Genomic DNA, 14,587 nt, shown 5'->3' with positions numbered 1-14,587 from the left:
CTTTTGTTTTTGGTTGGAAAGCGGGCACTTCCGTCGGCCCGGTGGTTGGACCTGCGCCGCTCTCGTCCCATCTTAAGGGCATGGATATAGCGACACAGCGCCCCCATGCGGGGCAAAGCACGCGCATGGTGCTGGCGACGGACCTTGACGGAACCTTTCTGGGGGGCAGCGCTGCGCATCGTGCGACACTCTACACATGGTTGCGCGCACAGCCTGATGTGCGGCTGGTCTTCGTCACCGGGCGCGATCCCGCGTTTATCGGGCGTCTGGTGGAAGAGGGCGACGTGCCCGCCCCCGAATTCGTGGTCGGCGATGTCGGCACGACGATTGCCCGGTTCGATGCGGGCCGCGTCCAGCCGCTGCCCGATTTGGAAGCCCCGATTGCCGAAGCCTGGCGCGGGCTGGACGGCGAAATCCGCGCGCGGCTGGCCGATGTGCCGGGCCTGTGGCTGCAAGAGGCGGAATTTCGGCACCGCCTGTCGTATGAATATGACGACCGCTTCGATCGCGCCGCCCTGTCCGTGCTGGACGGGCTGGCGGTGGATCTCATCGTCTCGCACGGCTGTTTTGTCGATGTGCTGCCCAAGGGTGTCAGCAAAGGCCCCTCGCTTCTGCGGCTGATCGACCATCTGGGGCTGGATGCCGAGCGCGTGCTGGTCGCGGGCGACACGCTTAATGACCTGTCCATGTTTGAAACCGGGCTGCATGGCGCGCTGGTCGGCGGGTCAGAGGCAGAGTTGCTGGACGCGACCGCCCATCTGCCCCGCGCCCATCGGTGCCGCCATATCGGTGCGGGCGGCATCATAGAAGCCATCCACGCCCATGCGCTTCACCCAACACCACCGGAGATGCCGCTATGAAATCGGATCTTGTGATCGTCTACCATCGCCAACCCTATGAAGAGGTGATCGAGGACGGGAAGGTGCGCTACCGCGAAAACTCCAGCCCGAACGGCATTGTGCCGACGATGAAGGGCTTTCTGGGCAAGGCGGATCGTGGCGCATGGGTCGCCTGGAAAGAAGCCGAAGACCCCGCGAACCCCGATTTCGAGCAGGTGATCGAGATTTCGGACAGTTTCGGCACTTACACGGTCAGTCGCCTGCCGCTGACCAAGGAGCAGGTGAAAAGCTTCTACCACGTCACCAGCAAGGAAGCCTTCTGGCCGATCCTGCACGGCTTCAAGGAACGCTACAACTATGACCCGGTCGATTGGCCGACCTTCCGCGCGGTGAACTGGTCCTTTGCCGAAGCCGCCGCAAAGCAAGCCACCGACGATGCAGTGATCTGGATACACGACTATAACCTGTGGCTGGTGCCGGGCTATCTGCGCCAGCTGAAACCCAATGCCACGATCTGCTTTTTCCATCACACGCCCTTTCCGGGGCCGGATATGTTCAATGTGCTGCCGTGGCGCGAAGAGATCATCAACAGCCTGATGACCTGTGACAGCGTAGGCTTTCACATCCCGCGCTATGCACAGAATTTCGCGGCGGTGGTGCGCTCCATCAAGGGCGCGCGGCTGGTGTCAGAGGCCGAAACGCCCAGCACCCTGTCGGCCACGGGCGTGGCACTGAACGACCGGCGGATGCCGCTGATGCTGGAGCATATGGGTGCCACGACCTGCGTGCACACGAACCCGGTGGGCGTGAATTTCGACTATATAGAGGAACTGGCGAACAAGCCCGAGGTGGCCGAGCGGGTGCAGGAAATTCGCGCCGAGCTGGGCGGGACGAAACTGGTCCTGTCCGTGTCGCGCACCGATTACACCAAGGGCAATATCGAACAGTTGGAAGCGTTCGAGCGCCTGTTGCAGCGCCGCAAAGACCTGCGTGGCAAGGTGCGGCTGATGCTGGTCTCTGTCGGCGCGAACCGCAACATGACCGCCTATGCCGAGGTGCAGGAAGCGATTGAGTCACTCGTGGGGCGTATCAACGGCACCTTCGGCAGTTTCGACTGGCAGCCGGTCACGCTGGTCAGCACGGCCATTCCGCTGGCGCAGCTTGTAGCCTATTACCGCGCCGCCGACATCGCGTCGATCACGCCCTTGGCCGATGGGTTGAACCTTGTGGCGTCAGAATTCTGCGCCGCGCGCGACCTGACCCATCCCGGTGCACTGATCCTGTCGGAATTCGCGGGTTGCGCGGTGCTGCTGGACGGCGCGATCCCGGTGAACCCGTTTTCGCATTCTTCGATGGATTCCGGTCTGGAACAGGCGCTTGCCATGGGCATCGAAGAGGCAAGCGCCCGCATGGCCGCGCTCCGCCGCTCGGCCCGGACATGGGACATCGCCGCATGGACCCATTCCGAGATGGCGCATTTCCGCACGCTTCAGCGCGAACGCCACGGCACGGGGCCAGAAATGGCCGCGGCACCCGCCGCCTGACGCCGGTTTTATCCGGAATCGAACCGGTTTGCCTTGACTTTCATCACCCCCGTATTTGATGAAAGGCGAACTCTTTTACTCGCCCATTCCCTCTGCACCGCGTGCCCGCACGCGCGCGGATCATAACAAACGGAAAAAAACGCCGATGTCTCTTGCCCTGATCGCAGCGCTTCCATTTCTGGGTGCGCTCCTTCCCGGCCTGATGCTGCGCGCCGGGCGCAATGCCTGCGCCACAGCCACCGGCGCGGTGACATTGCTGGCCCTGCTGGGCCTGCTGTCGCACCTGCCTGCCGTGCTGCGCGGCGAAGTCGTTCAAGCCCGCTTCGAATGGTTGCCCATGCTGGGGCTGAACGCGAATTTCTTCCTTGATGGCTTGGGCTTCATGTTTGCCGGGCTGATCCTTGGGATCGGCTTACTCATCATCATCTACGCGCGCTTTTACCTGTATAAAAGCGACCCGATGGACCAGTTCTACACCTATCTGCTGTTGTTCCAAGGCGCGATGGTGGGGATTGTCCTGTCCGACAACATCTTGCTTTTGCTGATCTTTTGGGAACTGACCTCGCTCTCGTCCTTCCTGCTGATCGGCTATTGGAAGCACCTGCCCGAAGGCCGCCAAGGCGCACGCATGGCGCTGACCGTGACCGGCATGGGCGGTCTGGCGCTGATCGGGGGGATGCTGATCCTTGGCAATATCGCCGGAAGCTACGACCTGACCGTGATCTTGGAAAACCGCGAGGCGATCCAGCAAAGCGACCTTTATGTGCCCGCGCTGCTGCTGATCCTGCTGGGGGCCTTCACCAAATCGGCGCAATTCCCGTTCCATTTCTGGCTGCCGCACGCCATGGCCGCACCCACGCCCGTGTCGGCCTATCTGCATTCGGCCACGATGGTCAAAGCGGGCCTGTTCCTGATGGCGCGGCTTTGGCCGGTGCTGTCGGGCACCGACCTGTGGTTCTACCTTGTGGCGGGCGCGGGCCTGATAACCATGACGCTGGGCGCGGTGATCGCGCTGTTCAAGGATGACCTGAAAGGTTTGCTGGCCTTTTCGACCGTCAGCCATTTGGGCCTGATTACCATGCTTCTGGGCATGGGGACCGAGATTGCCGCCGTGGTGGCGGTCTTCCACATCATCAACCACGCGACCTTCAAGGCCGCGCTGTTTATGACGGCTGGCATCGTCGATCACGAGGCCAAGACACGCGACATCAAGCGCCTTGGCGGTTTGCGGTTCCTGATGCCCGTGACTTTCGTGATCGGCACGATTGCGGCGTTTTCCATGGCGGGCCTGCCGCCTTTCAACGGGTTCCTGTCGAAAGAGATGATGTTGCACGAGGCCGCGCATACCTCGACGCTGTTCATGGTCATGGCGACCATCGCCGCGACCTTCTCGGTGGCCTATAGCCTGCGCTTCGTGTTCCACGTCTTCTTTGGCCCCAAGCGCGACGACTACCCGGCCAAACCGCACGATCCGGGCTTTGGCATGTGGGCCGCGCCCGCGCTGCTGGTGGTGTTGGTTGTCCTGATCGGTCTGTTCCCGAAAACCATGGTCGGCAGCTTGGTCGCCACCGTGTCGAAGGCCGTGACGCAGACGGACGAACTGCCCTATTACTCGCTCGCGCTGTGGCACGGCGTGAACGCGGCGCTGATTATGTCGATCATCGCGGTCGCCACGGGGGCGGTGCTTTTGTTGCTGCACAAGGGCTTGGATCGCGCCTGGATCGCGGCGCCCCGGCCAGAGGCGAAAGAGATTTTCGATGCCCTGATCGGGGCCATCACCCGCTTCTTCAGCTGGTTCACCGACCTGCTGCATGACGGGGCCATGTCGCGCTATCTGGCGATTTTCACCGCCGCTTGCGTGGTGATCGTGGCGGGGGCGTTCTTCAGCGCCGATTACCTGCAAGGCACGCGGCCCATGCTGCCGATCACCAACGCGTCGATCATCGGCTTCGTGCTGATCATGGTGCCGACGATTGCCTTGGCCTTTTTGCACCGCAACCGCTACCTGTCGCTGGTGCTGATGGGTGTGGTGGGGCTGATCCTGTCGGTGGGCTTTGCTTACCTGTCCGCGCCCGACCTGGCCCTGACCCAGTTGTCGGTCGAAGTGGTGACGGTCATCCTGCTGTTGCTGGCGCTCTATTTCCTGCCGAAAGAGACACCCAAGGAAAGCAGCCCCGCCCGCCGCACACGCGACGCGGTCATCGGCGCGGGCGCGGGCCTTGGCATCGGCGCGCTGATGTATGCGCTTTTGCGGCGCGAGCCCGACAATATCGGCTGGTATTTCCTGGAGAACTCCTACACCGGCGGCGGCGGTAATAACGTGGTGAACGTCATTCTTGTCGACTTCCGTGGCTTCGATACCTTTGGCGAGATCATCGTGCTGGGCATTGCCGGTATCTCTATCTTCGCCATGGTCGCGGCGCTGATGCGCAGCGCGGGCGGCAAGCGCCTGCGCGAGATGGCGAAAGATCAGGTCAAGATCGGCGACCGCCATCCGTTGATGATGGTCGTGGCCACGCGCGCGGTGCTGCCAATCGCCATTGTCGTGGGCGCGTTCATCTTTCTGCGCGGGCATAGCGAGCCGGGCGGCGGGTTTATCGCCGGTCTGGTCGTCGCGGTCGCGGTGCTGATGCAATACATGGCATCGGGGCTGGAATGGGCACAGGCGCGGCAGCGGGTTGCCTATCACGGCATGATCGCGGTGGGCATTCTGACGGCGGCGGCGACGGGCATTGCAAGCTGGTTCTTCGGCTATCCGTTCCTGAAAAGCACCTTCGGCTATGTCACCATCCCGCCCCTGTCGAAGTTCGAACTGGCCTCTGCCATGGCGTTCGACGTGGGTGTGTTCCTGACGGTTCTGGGCGCGGTCATGCTGGCGTTGGCAGAGCTGTCGCGCATGGGCGTGGCCGCCGACCCCGATCAGCCGGTCAACACCGACCCGATGGATATTGTCACGGATGGCGGCGCGATCCGCTCTGCCACCAAGGATAGCTGAGATCATGGAACTACTGGTTGCAATCATTATCGGGTCGCTGACGGCGGTGGGCACCTACCTTATGCTGCGGATGCGGACCTTTCCGGTCATTGTGGGCCTGTCGCTGCTGGCCTATGCGGTGAACTTCTTCCTGTTCGCCAGCGGGCGGTTGATGCTGAATTCTCCGCCTTTGCTGTATGTCGAAGGGCCCCACACCGACGCGCTGCCCCAAGCGCTGACGCTGACGGCAATCGTGATCGCTTTCGGGATGACGGCGGTTGCGGTCATCATGGCGCTGACCGCCTATCTGAACGGCGGCACCGACAAGCTGGACATGGAGAATGAGGCCCCAGAGGTCACGCCAGAGGAGCGCGGCCAATGACGCATTTCATGGTTTTGCCGCTGATTATCACGGCGGTCATGGCACCCACTCTTCTGTTGGTCCGGGGTCAGTTGGTCATCCAGCGCACCCTGTCGGTGGCGACGACCGCGCTGCTGGTCGTGATCTGTGCCATGTTGATGGCGCAGGCCGCGACGGGCGAAGTCACCGTCTACAAGATGGGCAACTGGGATGCGCCCTTCGGCATTGTCATGGTCATGGACCGGCTGTCGGCGCTGATGATTACGCTGACGGCACTGCTGGCGCTGGGCGTGCTGATCTATTCCATCGGCACCAAATGGGACGAGCGCGGCGCGCATTTCCACCCGCTTTATCAGTTCCAGCTATTCGGCCTGTTCGGCGCGATGATGACGGGGGACATCTTCAACCTGTTCGTCTTCTTCGAGGTGCTGCTGATCGCAAGCTATGGCCTGATGGTGCATGGCGGCGGGCGCTTGCGGACCCGCGCGGGGGTGCAATACATCATCTATAACCTGGCAGGCTCGACACTGTTCGTGTTCTCGCTGGCCACGATCTACGCGGTCTTCGGCACGCTGAACATGGCGGACATGGCCGCAAAAGCCGCGACTTTGCCGCCCGAGGATGCCGCACTTGTGCGCACTGCGGGCGCGATGGTGCTGCTGGTCTTCGCCGTGAAGGGCGCGCTTTTGCCGCTGCATTTCTGGCTGCCCAACACCTACACACACGCGCCCGCGCCGGTGGCCGCGCTGTTCGCGATCATGACCAAGGTCGGCGCCTATGCCATCTTGCGCGTGTTCACGCTGATCTTCGGCCCGTCCTTGGCGCTAACGGGCACGCTGTTTTCGGACCTGCTGATGCCTGCGGCGCTGATTACCACCGTGATCGGCATGGTCGGCGTCATGGCGGGCGGGTCGCTTGCGCGGGTTGCCTCCTTCGCAGCCGTTGGGTCGATGGGCACGCTCTTCATCGCCATCGCGCCCTTTACCGAAGGGGCGACGGTCGCGGCGCTTTACTACCTGATCCACTCGACCCTTGCAGCGGGCGCGCTGTTCCTTGTCATCGACATGGTGCAGGCGCGGCGTGGCACTTGCGCGCTGGACTTGCGCGCGCCCATCGCGCAATCGGGGCTGGTGGCGGCGCTGTTCTTTGCCGCAGCCATCGCCACGACCGGCCTGCCGCCCTTGTCGGGTTTCATCGGCAAGCTGTTCGTGCTGGATGCGCTGCGCGATCATGCGCTGGCGGTCTGGGTCTGGGGCGTGGTGCTTGTCACCTCTCTGGTGGCGGTGGTCGGCTTCTCGCAGGCCGGGTCCATCGTGTTCTGGAAGGCCCATGCGGTGAAGGCGGACAGCACACCCGCCGCCCCCGCCACGGGTGTGGCGCTGGCCGGTGTGGGCGGGCTGTTGGCGCTGATCGTGCTGATGACCATCGTCGCCGGTCCGCTGACCGATTACCTGACCGATACCGCCGCGCAGCTTTACGCGCCCGAGGGCTATATCGGCGCGGTTCTGGGGGCGGAGGAGTAAGCCATGCTCAGAAAACTTTTCCCCCATCCGCTGCTGACGCTGGTTCTGACAGCCGTCTGGGTCATGCTGGTCAACGTGCTGACGCTGAACGCGGTGGTCTTTGGCCTGATCCTTGGCACCATCGTGCCGCTGGTGACAGCCGCCTATTGGCCCGACCGCCCGAAGCTGCGCAGCCCGGTCAAGATCGTGGAATACATTCTTGTCGTGCTGTGGGACATTTGCGTGGCCAATGTGCAGGTGGCGATGCTGATCCTGTTCAAGCGCAATGCCGACCTGAAATCGACCTTCGTGACCGTCCCGCTGGAACTGCGCACGCCGGAAGCGATCACGGTTCTGGCGGGCACCATCACCATGACACCGGGCACGGTATCGGCCGATCTGTCGGAAGATGGCAGCAGCCTGCTGGTGCATTGCCTGCACGCGCCCGACCCGGTCGGCACGGTGCATGACATCAAATCCCGCTACGAGCGCCGCCTGAAGGAGATTTTCGAATGATCCTGACCTATGCTCTGGTTTTCGCCGCCACCTGTTTCGGGCTGGGCTTGTTGATGAACCTGTGGTTCCTTGTGCGCGCCGACAGCACCGGCGACAAGATCCTCGCACTGGATACGATGGTCGTGAACATCATCGCGCTGATCGTGATCTACGGCATGGCCTTTGGCACCGGCGTGTTCTTCGAGGCGGCGATGCTGTTTGCCATGATGGGCTTTATCTCGACCGTGGCCTATTGCCGCTACATCCTGCGCGGCAACATCATCGAATAAGGGGCAGGCCCATGATTTTGGATTACGTTATCGCGGCGCTGCTGGTTATCGCTGGCTTTTTCGGTCTGGTGGGGTCGTTCGGCCTGCTGAAACTGCCCGACCAGATGACCCGGCTGCACGCGCCGACAAAGGCCACCACGCTGGGCGTGGGCGGCGTGCTGATCGCGTCGATGGTTTATTTCTTCGGCGTTGCAGGCACGCTCAGCTTTCACGAGCTGATGATTACGCTGTTCCTGTTCCTCGCCGCGCCCATCACCGCGTTTTTCATCGCGCGGGTGCAGTTGCGCAACCATGTGGCCGAGCGTGACCTGCCAAATCCTGCGCGCGAGGGCACGCGCTGGGCAGGCCATCTGGGCCAGGACAGCAGTTCGGATTGATCGGCGCGCCGACCTGCGGCATAGTTACCGCTGGGTGAGGGGTGCTGGCGGTCGGTCTTGACCGCTGCGCAGCTCGGTTTGGTTGTGAGTGCGTCGGGACAATGCTTCAGGACATGGCAGAGGCCGTGATTGAGACGCTTTGCGCCGAAGGCGTCGCGGTGCGCGGTATAGCCGAACGCCTTGCGCGTGGCTGGCCAGAGGCCGATGTGCTGGACCTTGTCCTTGCGATTGCGACGGCTTGCGATGAGGTCGAACGCATGTTCGGCATGGATGGCCCCAGCGGCAGGCGCGCGCGCGAGGGCTGGCAGGTGGCCACGCTGATCGCGACCGACCTGCGCGCCATGCAGGCCTTGGGCGGGCAGGGCACGCGCGCGGCCGATATTCTGGCCTATTGGCAAACCCAAGACCCGTTTTTCCTGACCCAAGACGCCGCCGAATGACCCGGCCCGGCCCCCGCAACCTGATAACCGATGTCGCGGGGCTGCGCGTGGGCAATGCGCAGGACGCGGAGCTTTGCTCTGGCACAACGGTTCTGGTGGCAGATGCCCCGCTTGTCGTGGGCGTGCATGTCATGGGCGGCGCGCCCGGCACCCGAGAGACAGAGCTGCTGGCCCCTGACCGCTTGGTGCAAGAGGTGGATGCCATCGTGCTGTCGGGCGGCTCTGCCTTCGGGTTGGACGCGGCTTCTGGTGTGATGGACGGTTTGCGCGCCCAGGGGCGCGGCTTTGCCGTCGCGGGGCAATATGTGCCCATCGTGCCCGCCGCGATCCTGTTTGATCTGGCCAATGGCGGCGCGAAGGATTGGGCTACGAACCCTTATCCGGCCTTGGGCCGCGCGGCTTTGGCGACTGCTGCGTCCGATTTCGCCTTGGGCAGCCATGGCGCGGGTTTTGGCGCGACAACGGCCACTGTGGCGGGCGGGCTTGGGTCGGCATCTTGGGTGCTTGAGGGCGGCGCGACCGTTGGTGCCTTGGTCGCGGCCAACCCGGTGGGCAGCGTGACCGTGGGCGACGGCCCGCATTTCTGGGCCGCGCCGTTCGAATGGCAGGACGAATTCGGCGGGCTGGGCCCGGCCCCACGCGCGGCCTATGCCCTGCCGCCCGTCACCAAACTGGCGCGCGAGGCGACGACCATCGCGATTGTCGCCACCGACGCGCGGCTGACCCAAGCGCAACTGACCCGGCTGGCCGTTGCCGCGCATGACGGCATGGCGCGCGCGATCGTGCCGTCGCATACGCAATTCGACGGCGACCTTGTCTTCGCGGTATCCACGGGCGCCGGGCCAGAGGCCACGCCTTTGGACATGGTGGCGCTTGGCCATGCCGCCGCGACCTGTTTGGCCCGTGCCATTGCGCGCGCGGTCTATCATGCCCAGCCACCTGCGCGGCTGACACAGAAAAGCTGGCAGGCCACGCACCGGGCGCTTGACTAGCGCGCGGGCCGGGCCGACAAGCAAGCCATGAATGAACATGTTAAAGGTTTGGCCCTGACCGCGATCGGCGTGCTATTCATCGTGCCCGATTCGCTGTTCGTGCGGCTGATCGACGCCAGCGCGATCACGATTTCCTTCTGGCGCAACCTGCTGGCCGGGGTGCTGATCCTGTCTTTCGTGCTGCTGACGGATGGACCGCGCGCCGTGACCTCGTTGCGCCAGACGGGCCGCGCGGGGCTGGCCTATGTGGTGCTGTTCGGGATCGCATCGATCAGCTTTGTCATGGCCGTTGCCAACACCAGCGTGGCGAATGTGGTGTTCATCCTTGCCGCGATGCCGGTCTTTGCGGCGCTCTTCAGCCGGGTTTTCTTGGCAGAGCCGCTGTCAACCCGCATGGTTTTGACCATGCTGGGCGTGTTCGTGGGGCTTGGGATTATCCTGCGCGGCTCGCACGAGACGGCGGGCGCGCATTGGACGGGTGATTTGTTCGCGCTGGTCGTCGCCGCCTGCTTTGCCGCTGCGCTGACGGCGGTGCGATCCTTGCGCGCGCGCTCCATGCTGCCCGCGATCCCGCTGTCGTTTATCGGTACGGCCATCCTGATGGCCCCTTTCGCCGATATTGCCGGGTCGTTCCCAACCCAATGGCCGCTACTTATGGGGCATGGGTTTTTCATCGCGATGGCCGCGTCGCTGATGACCTTGGGGCCGCGCTATATCAGTTCGGCAGAAGTGTCGCTTCTGATCTTGCTGGAATCGGTGCTGGCGCCGCTTCTGGTCTGGGCCGCCTTGGGCGAAGATCCGGGCATCTGGGCACTGGTGGGCGGCGCGGTGGTGCTGGCGGTATTGCTGGTGTCGAACCTGTGGGTCTTGATGCGCTACAGGCGCGCTCAGTCTTCCAGCAGGTAGTCTTCCCAATCGTCCAGCGGAACAGAGCTTTCCGACACGGTGCGGTCATGCATGGACACGCCAGCTTGCCGTACCGAATTCGGGTCGCCCGTAATCAGCGGGTGCCAGAGCGGCAGTTGATAGCCTTCGTGCAGCAGCCGGTAGGCGCAGGTCTCGGGCATCCAATAGGCGATCTCGGGCAGCGTCTTGGGCGTCAGAACCACGCATTCGGGCACCAGCGATTTGCGGTTCTCGTAGCTGGCGCAACGGCAGGTGCTGTCATCGAACAGGCGGCAGGCGACCCGGGTGAAGATCAGCTCATCCGTGTCGATGTCTTCCAGCTTGTTCAGGCAGCAGCGCCCGCAGCCGTCGCAAAGCGCCTCCCATTCGGGGGCTGTCATCTCGGACAGGGGCACTTTGTGCCAGAATTCGGGGCGCAAGGTCATGCGCCGATAGGTAATGCTCTTTGCGCCCGTGCGACACCCCCTTTTGGTGCCCGTCGGAATTTCCGGATGTGGGGCAATCTGGGGCTAGTCTGTCTGGACCGCAGGCTGCGGGACAAGGCCGGTATAGGATTGCACATTCCGGTTGAAGGGCACATGCCGACGCCGGAAGCGGGGGCCATCGCAGACAGCGGGCGCATCTATCCGATCCATACGAAAATGCCGAAACCCATCGCGGGCGGGGTCCCACGCGACGATGTACCAAAGCGGCGGCAGGATCAGCATGGCTTGCGGCTCTACCGTGCGAGAGGTGACATGTCCCTTGGCATCGCGGTAGTCAAAGCCAATAGGGGTTTGGTTCAGAAACCCGGCCTCGAACACTGGCAGCAGCGTCGGGTCAATCGGCCCAAGTTGGCTGATATCCTGCCCCGCTGGCAACTCGCCGATATAGAGACATTCCAAAAACGCACGAAGGTCCCGCAGCTTGTCGGTGGGCAGGGCGCGTTCGATCTTGGCAAGCGCGGAATCTGCAAGGTCAGAGAAGGGAATCGGTTGCGTCGCCCGCTGTGCTGCGACCGTGATAAGCAGCGCGAACACCTCTGGAACGGCTAGCCGCGCCGTTGTCTGAACAGAGCTGGGATCAAGCCGCACCCCGCCACCGCGCCCGACTTCTGATTGGATGATGAAGCCTTGGTCGCGCAGCGATGCGATGTCACGCAGCACGGTTCGGCGCGCAGCCCCGGTTTCAGAGCAAAGCGCTTGCAACGTGGTGCCGTGGTTCCGACGCAAGTAGCGGATGATTGTTTCGTGGCGCTCGCTGCGCTGCATCTGATCGGCTCAATATAAAAGGTGCCATATTTTGGCACCTTTAGGTTTTACGCAGTATCTGTCGATCAGAAAGGACTTCGACAATGACGGACACAGCCAAAAACCTGCCCCAGATCCTGAACCCCGCTGACATGCCCGACCCGCGCCCTTTGGGCTATAGCGTTGCCGCAATCGCGCCTGCCGGGTCGATTGCCTTTATTTCCGGTCAGGCGGGTGTCGATGCCCAAGGACAGTTCCCGCCAGATTTCATGGCGCAGTTGCAGCTAGCCTATGCCAATCTGCTTGCCGTTCTGAAAGCGTGCGGCGCTGGACCCGAGCATGTGGTCAAATTGGGCGTGTATGTTGTGGATCATGAGCCTTCCAAACTGCCGCTCTTGACACAAGCAGTCACCGAGGTGTTCGGCACGCGATTGCCTGCGCAGACATTGGTGCCTGTGCCCTGCCTTGCCATCCCGCCAATGTTGGTCGAGGTGGAAGCGGTTGTCGCCATGCCCTGAATGGGGTCTGTTCTATCCAAAAGGGGGCGGTCGCCCCCCTCTGGATGTGGTTTTAACGCAGCATTTGGCGGCGTAGCTGGACACCGTTCAGGGTGTCGTTCAAGACCACGTCCTCCATGCGCAAGGTTGTCCCTTTCGCAATGTTGCGTGTCAGCGCTACGCCATGCGCAAGGCCAATCGGCAAAAGTGCCTGCGCGCGGCTGGCTTGGGCGCTGGTCGCGCGGGCGTAGACGGTCCAGCCGCCTTCGCCATCCAGCATGTCGCCTGCGCGCAGGTCGCGCTTGGCCACGGCCACAGCATCGCCCCGCCAGTCGCGGGTTTGGCCGGTGGGTTCCCCCCGCAAGGCGACCGACAGGGCAGAGACTGACAGCTCCAACCCGATCAGGTGGAAGGGTTTATACATCGCCGCGTAGCGCCCGGTTGTGTCGGTGGGCAGGCCGTATTGCTTGAAGCAGGCGGCGGCGTAGTCGTTGGGTGCTTTCAGCACCACGTAGACGCCCCAGCGCAGATCGCGGAACACGGGTCGCCCATCGCGTTCCAGCGACGAGACGACCTCGACCATGCCATCGCGGGCAAGCTGTCCGCCAACGCTTTGGGGGCGCAGGATATTGGCCAGGTCGTCAACCCCGCAGGCGGGAAAGCCCAAGCCTGCTTCGGGCACGTCCAGCCCGCAGGCATTGGCCATGGCCGCGGCCTCGATGGCGGATTTCGTGCCGTCCAGAAACGAGTTGAACATCTGCGGGTTCATGCCCGCCGCTTGTGCGGCTTCTGGCGTCAGGCCGTAATGCGACCACACATCATCGGGCGTGACATGGTGGTAGGCGGGCAGGTATTTCGTGCCCTTGCCTGCGGCGGCAACCTGAAACCCGGTCGCGCGCGCCCAATCGACCATTTCGGCCACAAGCGCGGGCTGGTCGCCATAGGCCATGGAATAGACCACGCCCGCCCGCGCGGCACGCCGCGCCAGTTCCGCGCCCGCCAGCACATCAGCCTCGACATTGACCATGACGATATGGCGGCCCGCGTCGATGGCGGCCAGTGCATGGGTGATCCCGGCTTCGGGGTGGCCGGTGGCTTCGATCACGACATCGACCTCTGCGCGGGCGGCGTCCAGCCCGCTATCGGTGAAGCGAGTGGCGGCTATACGCGCGTCATCCCAGCCCACGTTGCGGCAGGCGGCGCGGGCGCGGTCGGGGTCCAGATCGGCGATGACCGCGACCTCCAGCCCCGCGATGGTGGGCACTTGGGCCAGGAACATGGACCCGAATTTGCCCGCCCCGATCAGGGCCACGCGGATGGGGTGGTCGCGCTCTGCGGCCAGTCGTGCAAGGTTCATGGCTTGTCCTTTCGCAAGGCAGGCAGGCCCACGCCGGTGCTGTCAAAGCCCCCATCGGCGGCCAGAACCTGGCCCGTGATGTAGCTGGCGCGGTCCGAGGCCAGAAAAGTGATCGCGGCCGCGATTTCGGCCTCTGACCCGTAGCGGTTCAGCGGGATCGCGTCGTGATAGGCGTCGATAATCTCTTGGCTGTGAACGGCCATCGCCAGCTTGGTGCGCACCGGGCCGGGGCAGACGCAATTGGCGCGCACGCCATATTCGCCCAGTTCCGCCGCCTGCTGCTTGGTCAACTGGATGACCGCAGCCTTCGAAGTGCCATAGGCCACCCGCAAGGTAGAAGCGCGCAGACCAGAGATAGAGGCGATATTCACGATGCTGCCCCGGCTGGCCTTCAGCAGCGGCAGCGCGGCCTGCGAACACAGGAAGGTGCCGTCCAGATTGGTGGCCATGACCGTGCGCCACATGGCGAAATCGCACGCCTCGATCGGGCCGAAATGCGCAACGCCCGCGTTATTCACAAGGCAATCCAGACGGGGCAGCGCGGCGAAGACCCGTGCCACCGCATCTGGGTCCGCGATGTCGCAGTCGACGCCGGACCCGCCGGGCACTTGCGCAACGGCTTGCGCCAGCTCCTCGCTGTCGCGGTCGAGCAGGACCACGCGCCAGCCTTGCGCCGCGAAATCCTGCGCCGTCGCCAGCCCGATGCCGCGCGCGGCCCCTGTGACCAGCGCCAGTTTCTGCTCTGCCATGTTTTCCTCCCTTGGCCTGTGGCGCGAGTTTTGCC

At 63.5% G+C, this 14,587-nt stretch carries 16 protein-coding genes; 12 read left to right on the top strand and 4 right to left on the bottom strand.

All coding sequences use genetic code 11. The features are described 5' to 3' along the window. The first annotated feature begins 80 nt into the window (after nt 1-80). From J1C52_RS09895 to J1C52_RS09845, 11 genes are all read left to right on the top strand, one after another. Nucleotides 81-860 carry an HAD family hydrolase gene (locus J1C52_RS09895; RefSeq protein ID WP_227427772.1) on the top strand — a complete coding sequence of 260 codons (780 nt, stop codon included), beginning with the start codon at nt 81-83 and terminating at the stop codon, nt 858-860. Continuing rightward, a complete protein-coding gene (ggpS, locus tag J1C52_RS09890; protein ID WP_227427771.1) occupies nt 857-2,383 on the top strand; it encodes a glucosylglycerol-phosphate synthase in 1,527 nt (508 codons plus the stop codon). The genes J1C52_RS09895 and ggpS overlap by 4 nt, the downstream gene beginning before the upstream one ends. A 145-nt stretch (nt 2,384-2,528) precedes the next feature. Further along, nucleotides 2,529-5,378 carry a monovalent cation/H+ antiporter subunit A gene (locus J1C52_RS09885; RefSeq protein ID WP_227427770.1) on the top strand — a complete coding sequence of 950 codons (2,850 nt, stop codon included), beginning with the start codon at nt 2,529-2,531 and terminating at the stop codon, nt 5,376-5,378. Between the two features lie 4 nt (nt 5,379-5,382). Then, nucleotides 5,383-5,739, top strand: a complete 357-nt coding sequence (locus tag J1C52_RS09880; RefSeq protein WP_227427769.1) for a Na+/H+ antiporter subunit C — start codon at nt 5,383-5,385, stop codon at nt 5,737-5,739. Then, nucleotides 5,736-7,241 carry a monovalent cation/H+ antiporter subunit D gene (locus J1C52_RS09875; RefSeq protein WP_227427768.1) on the top strand — a complete coding sequence of 502 codons (1,506 nt, stop codon included), beginning with the start codon at nt 5,736-5,738 and terminating at the stop codon, nt 7,239-7,241. The genes J1C52_RS09880 and J1C52_RS09875 overlap by 4 nt, the downstream gene beginning before the upstream one ends. Before the next feature lie 3 nt (nt 7,242-7,244). Next, nucleotides 7,245-7,736 (top strand): Na+/H+ antiporter subunit E, encoded by a 492-nt coding sequence (locus tag J1C52_RS09870; protein ID WP_227427767.1) that lies wholly within the window; start codon nt 7,245-7,247, stop codon nt 7,734-7,736. Next, complete coding sequence (locus tag J1C52_RS09865; protein WP_227427831.1) at nt 7,736-8,005, top strand: K+/H+ antiporter subunit F; 270 nt, start codon at nt 7,736-7,738, stop codon at nt 8,003-8,005. Before J1C52_RS09870 ends, J1C52_RS09865 begins: the two co-directional genes overlap by 1 nt. Nucleotides 8,006-8,016: 11 nt before the next feature. Further along, on the top strand, nt 8,017-8,382 hold the full coding sequence (locus tag J1C52_RS09860; RefSeq protein WP_227427766.1) for a Na+/H+ antiporter subunit G: 366 nt from the start codon (nt 8,017-8,019) through the stop codon (nt 8,380-8,382). 101 nt (nt 8,383-8,483) lie between these two features. After that, complete coding sequence (locus J1C52_RS09855) at nt 8,484-8,822, top strand: hypothetical protein (protein WP_227427765.1); 339 nt, start codon at nt 8,484-8,486, stop codon at nt 8,820-8,822. Continuing rightward, nucleotides 8,819-9,814: a P1 family peptidase gene (locus tag J1C52_RS09850; protein ID WP_227427764.1), complete on the top strand. Its 996-nt coding sequence runs from the start codon at nt 8,819-8,821 to the stop codon at nt 9,812-9,814. Before J1C52_RS09855 ends, J1C52_RS09850 begins: the two co-directional genes overlap by 4 nt. A 27-nt stretch (nt 9,815-9,841) precedes the next feature. Further along, the gene (locus tag J1C52_RS09845; RefSeq protein ID WP_227427763.1) at nt 9,842-10,720 is read left to right on the top strand and encodes a DMT family transporter; all 879 of its coding nucleotides are present in this window, start codon (nt 9,842-9,844) and stop codon (nt 10,718-10,720) included. Here J1C52_RS09845 and J1C52_RS09840 read toward each other — a convergent pair. Then, entirely contained in the window at nt 10,702-11,145 is a 444-nt protein-coding gene (locus tag J1C52_RS09840; RefSeq protein WP_227427762.1) for a YcgN family cysteine cluster protein, read from the bottom strand. The two genes, J1C52_RS09845 and J1C52_RS09840, sit on opposite strands and share 19 nt — an antisense overlap. Nucleotides 11,146-11,229: 84 nt before the next feature. Next, on the bottom strand, nt 11,230-11,970 hold the full coding sequence (locus tag J1C52_RS09835) for a helix-turn-helix transcriptional regulator (protein ID WP_227427761.1): 741 nt from the start codon (nt 11,968-11,970) through the stop codon (nt 11,230-11,232). 83 nt (nt 11,971-12,053) lie between these two features. On the opposite strand from J1C52_RS09835, the gene J1C52_RS09830 reads away from it, so the two are divergent. Next, nucleotides 12,054-12,467 (top strand): RidA family protein, encoded by a 414-nt coding sequence (locus tag J1C52_RS09830; protein WP_227427760.1) that lies wholly within the window; start codon nt 12,054-12,056, stop codon nt 12,465-12,467. A 52-nt stretch (nt 12,468-12,519) separates the two neighbouring features. Here J1C52_RS09830 and J1C52_RS09825 read toward each other — a convergent pair whose 3' ends face one another. Next, nucleotides 12,520-13,803 carry an NAD(P)H-dependent oxidoreductase gene (locus J1C52_RS09825; protein WP_227427759.1) on the bottom strand — a complete coding sequence of 428 codons (1,284 nt, stop codon included), beginning with the start codon at nt 13,801-13,803 and terminating at the stop codon, nt 12,520-12,522. Beyond that, the gene (locus J1C52_RS09820) at nt 13,800-14,552 is read right to left on the bottom strand and encodes an SDR family NAD(P)-dependent oxidoreductase (RefSeq protein ID WP_227427758.1); all 753 of its coding nucleotides are present in this window, start codon (nt 14,550-14,552) and stop codon (nt 13,800-13,802) included. Before J1C52_RS09820 ends, J1C52_RS09825 begins: the two co-directional genes overlap by 4 nt. Between the last annotated feature and the right edge of the window lie 35 nt (nt 14,553-14,587).

Source organism: Roseibaca sp. Y0-43, assembly GCF_020667835.1.
GTDB lineage: Bacteria > Pseudomonadota > Alphaproteobacteria > Rhodobacterales > Rhodobacteraceae > Roseinatronobacter.
The sequence above is the reverse complement of the archived record's forward strand: the minus strand, read 5'-3'. Positions and strand labels throughout refer to the sequence as shown.

Bases quoted from the DNA above. Each gene is read 5' to 3' on its own strand.
- J1C52_RS09895 (WP_227427772.1), top strand. From the start codon at position 81: ATGGATATAGCGACACAGCGCCCCCATGCGGGGCAAAGCACGCGCATG.
- ggpS (WP_227427771.1), top strand. From the start codon at position 857: ATGAAATCGGATCTTGTGATCGTCTACCATCGCCAACCCTATGAAGAG.
- J1C52_RS09885 (WP_227427770.1), top strand. From the start codon at position 2,529: ATGTCTCTTGCCCTGATCGCAGCGCTTCCATTTCTGGGTGCGCTCCTT.
- J1C52_RS09880 (WP_227427769.1), top strand. From the start codon at position 5,383: ATGGAACTACTGGTTGCAATCATTATCGGGTCGCTGACGGCGGTGGGC.
- J1C52_RS09875 (WP_227427768.1), top strand. From the start codon at position 5,736: ATGACGCATTTCATGGTTTTGCCGCTGATTATCACGGCGGTCATGGCA.
- J1C52_RS09870 (WP_227427767.1), top strand. From the start codon at position 7,245: ATGCTCAGAAAACTTTTCCCCCATCCGCTGCTGACGCTGGTTCTGACA.
- J1C52_RS09860 (WP_227427766.1), top strand. From the start codon at position 8,017: ATGATTTTGGATTACGTTATCGCGGCGCTGCTGGTTATCGCTGGCTTT.
- J1C52_RS09855 (WP_227427765.1), top strand. From the start codon at position 8,484: ATGCTTCAGGACATGGCAGAGGCCGTGATTGAGACGCTTTGCGCCGAA.
- J1C52_RS09850 (WP_227427764.1), top strand. From the start codon at position 8,819: ATGACCCGGCCCGGCCCCCGCAACCTGATAACCGATGTCGCGGGGCTG.
- J1C52_RS09845 (WP_227427763.1), top strand. From the start codon at position 9,842: ATGAATGAACATGTTAAAGGTTTGGCCCTGACCGCGATCGGCGTGCTA.
- J1C52_RS09840 (WP_227427762.1), bottom strand. From the start codon at position 11,145: ATGACCTTGCGCCCCGAATTCTGGCACAAAGTGCCCCTGTCCGAGATG.
- J1C52_RS09835 (WP_227427761.1), bottom strand. From the start codon at position 11,970: ATGCAGCGCAGCGAGCGCCACGAAACAATCATCCGCTACTTGCGTCGG.
- J1C52_RS09830 (WP_227427760.1), top strand. From the start codon at position 12,054: ATGACGGACACAGCCAAAAACCTGCCCCAGATCCTGAACCCCGCTGAC.
- J1C52_RS09825 (WP_227427759.1), bottom strand. From the start codon at position 13,803: ATGAACCTTGCACGACTGGCCGCAGAGCGCGACCACCCCATCCGCGTG.
- J1C52_RS09820 (WP_227427758.1), bottom strand. From the start codon at position 14,552: ATGGCAGAGCAGAAACTGGCGCTGGTCACAGGGGCCGCGCGCGGCATC.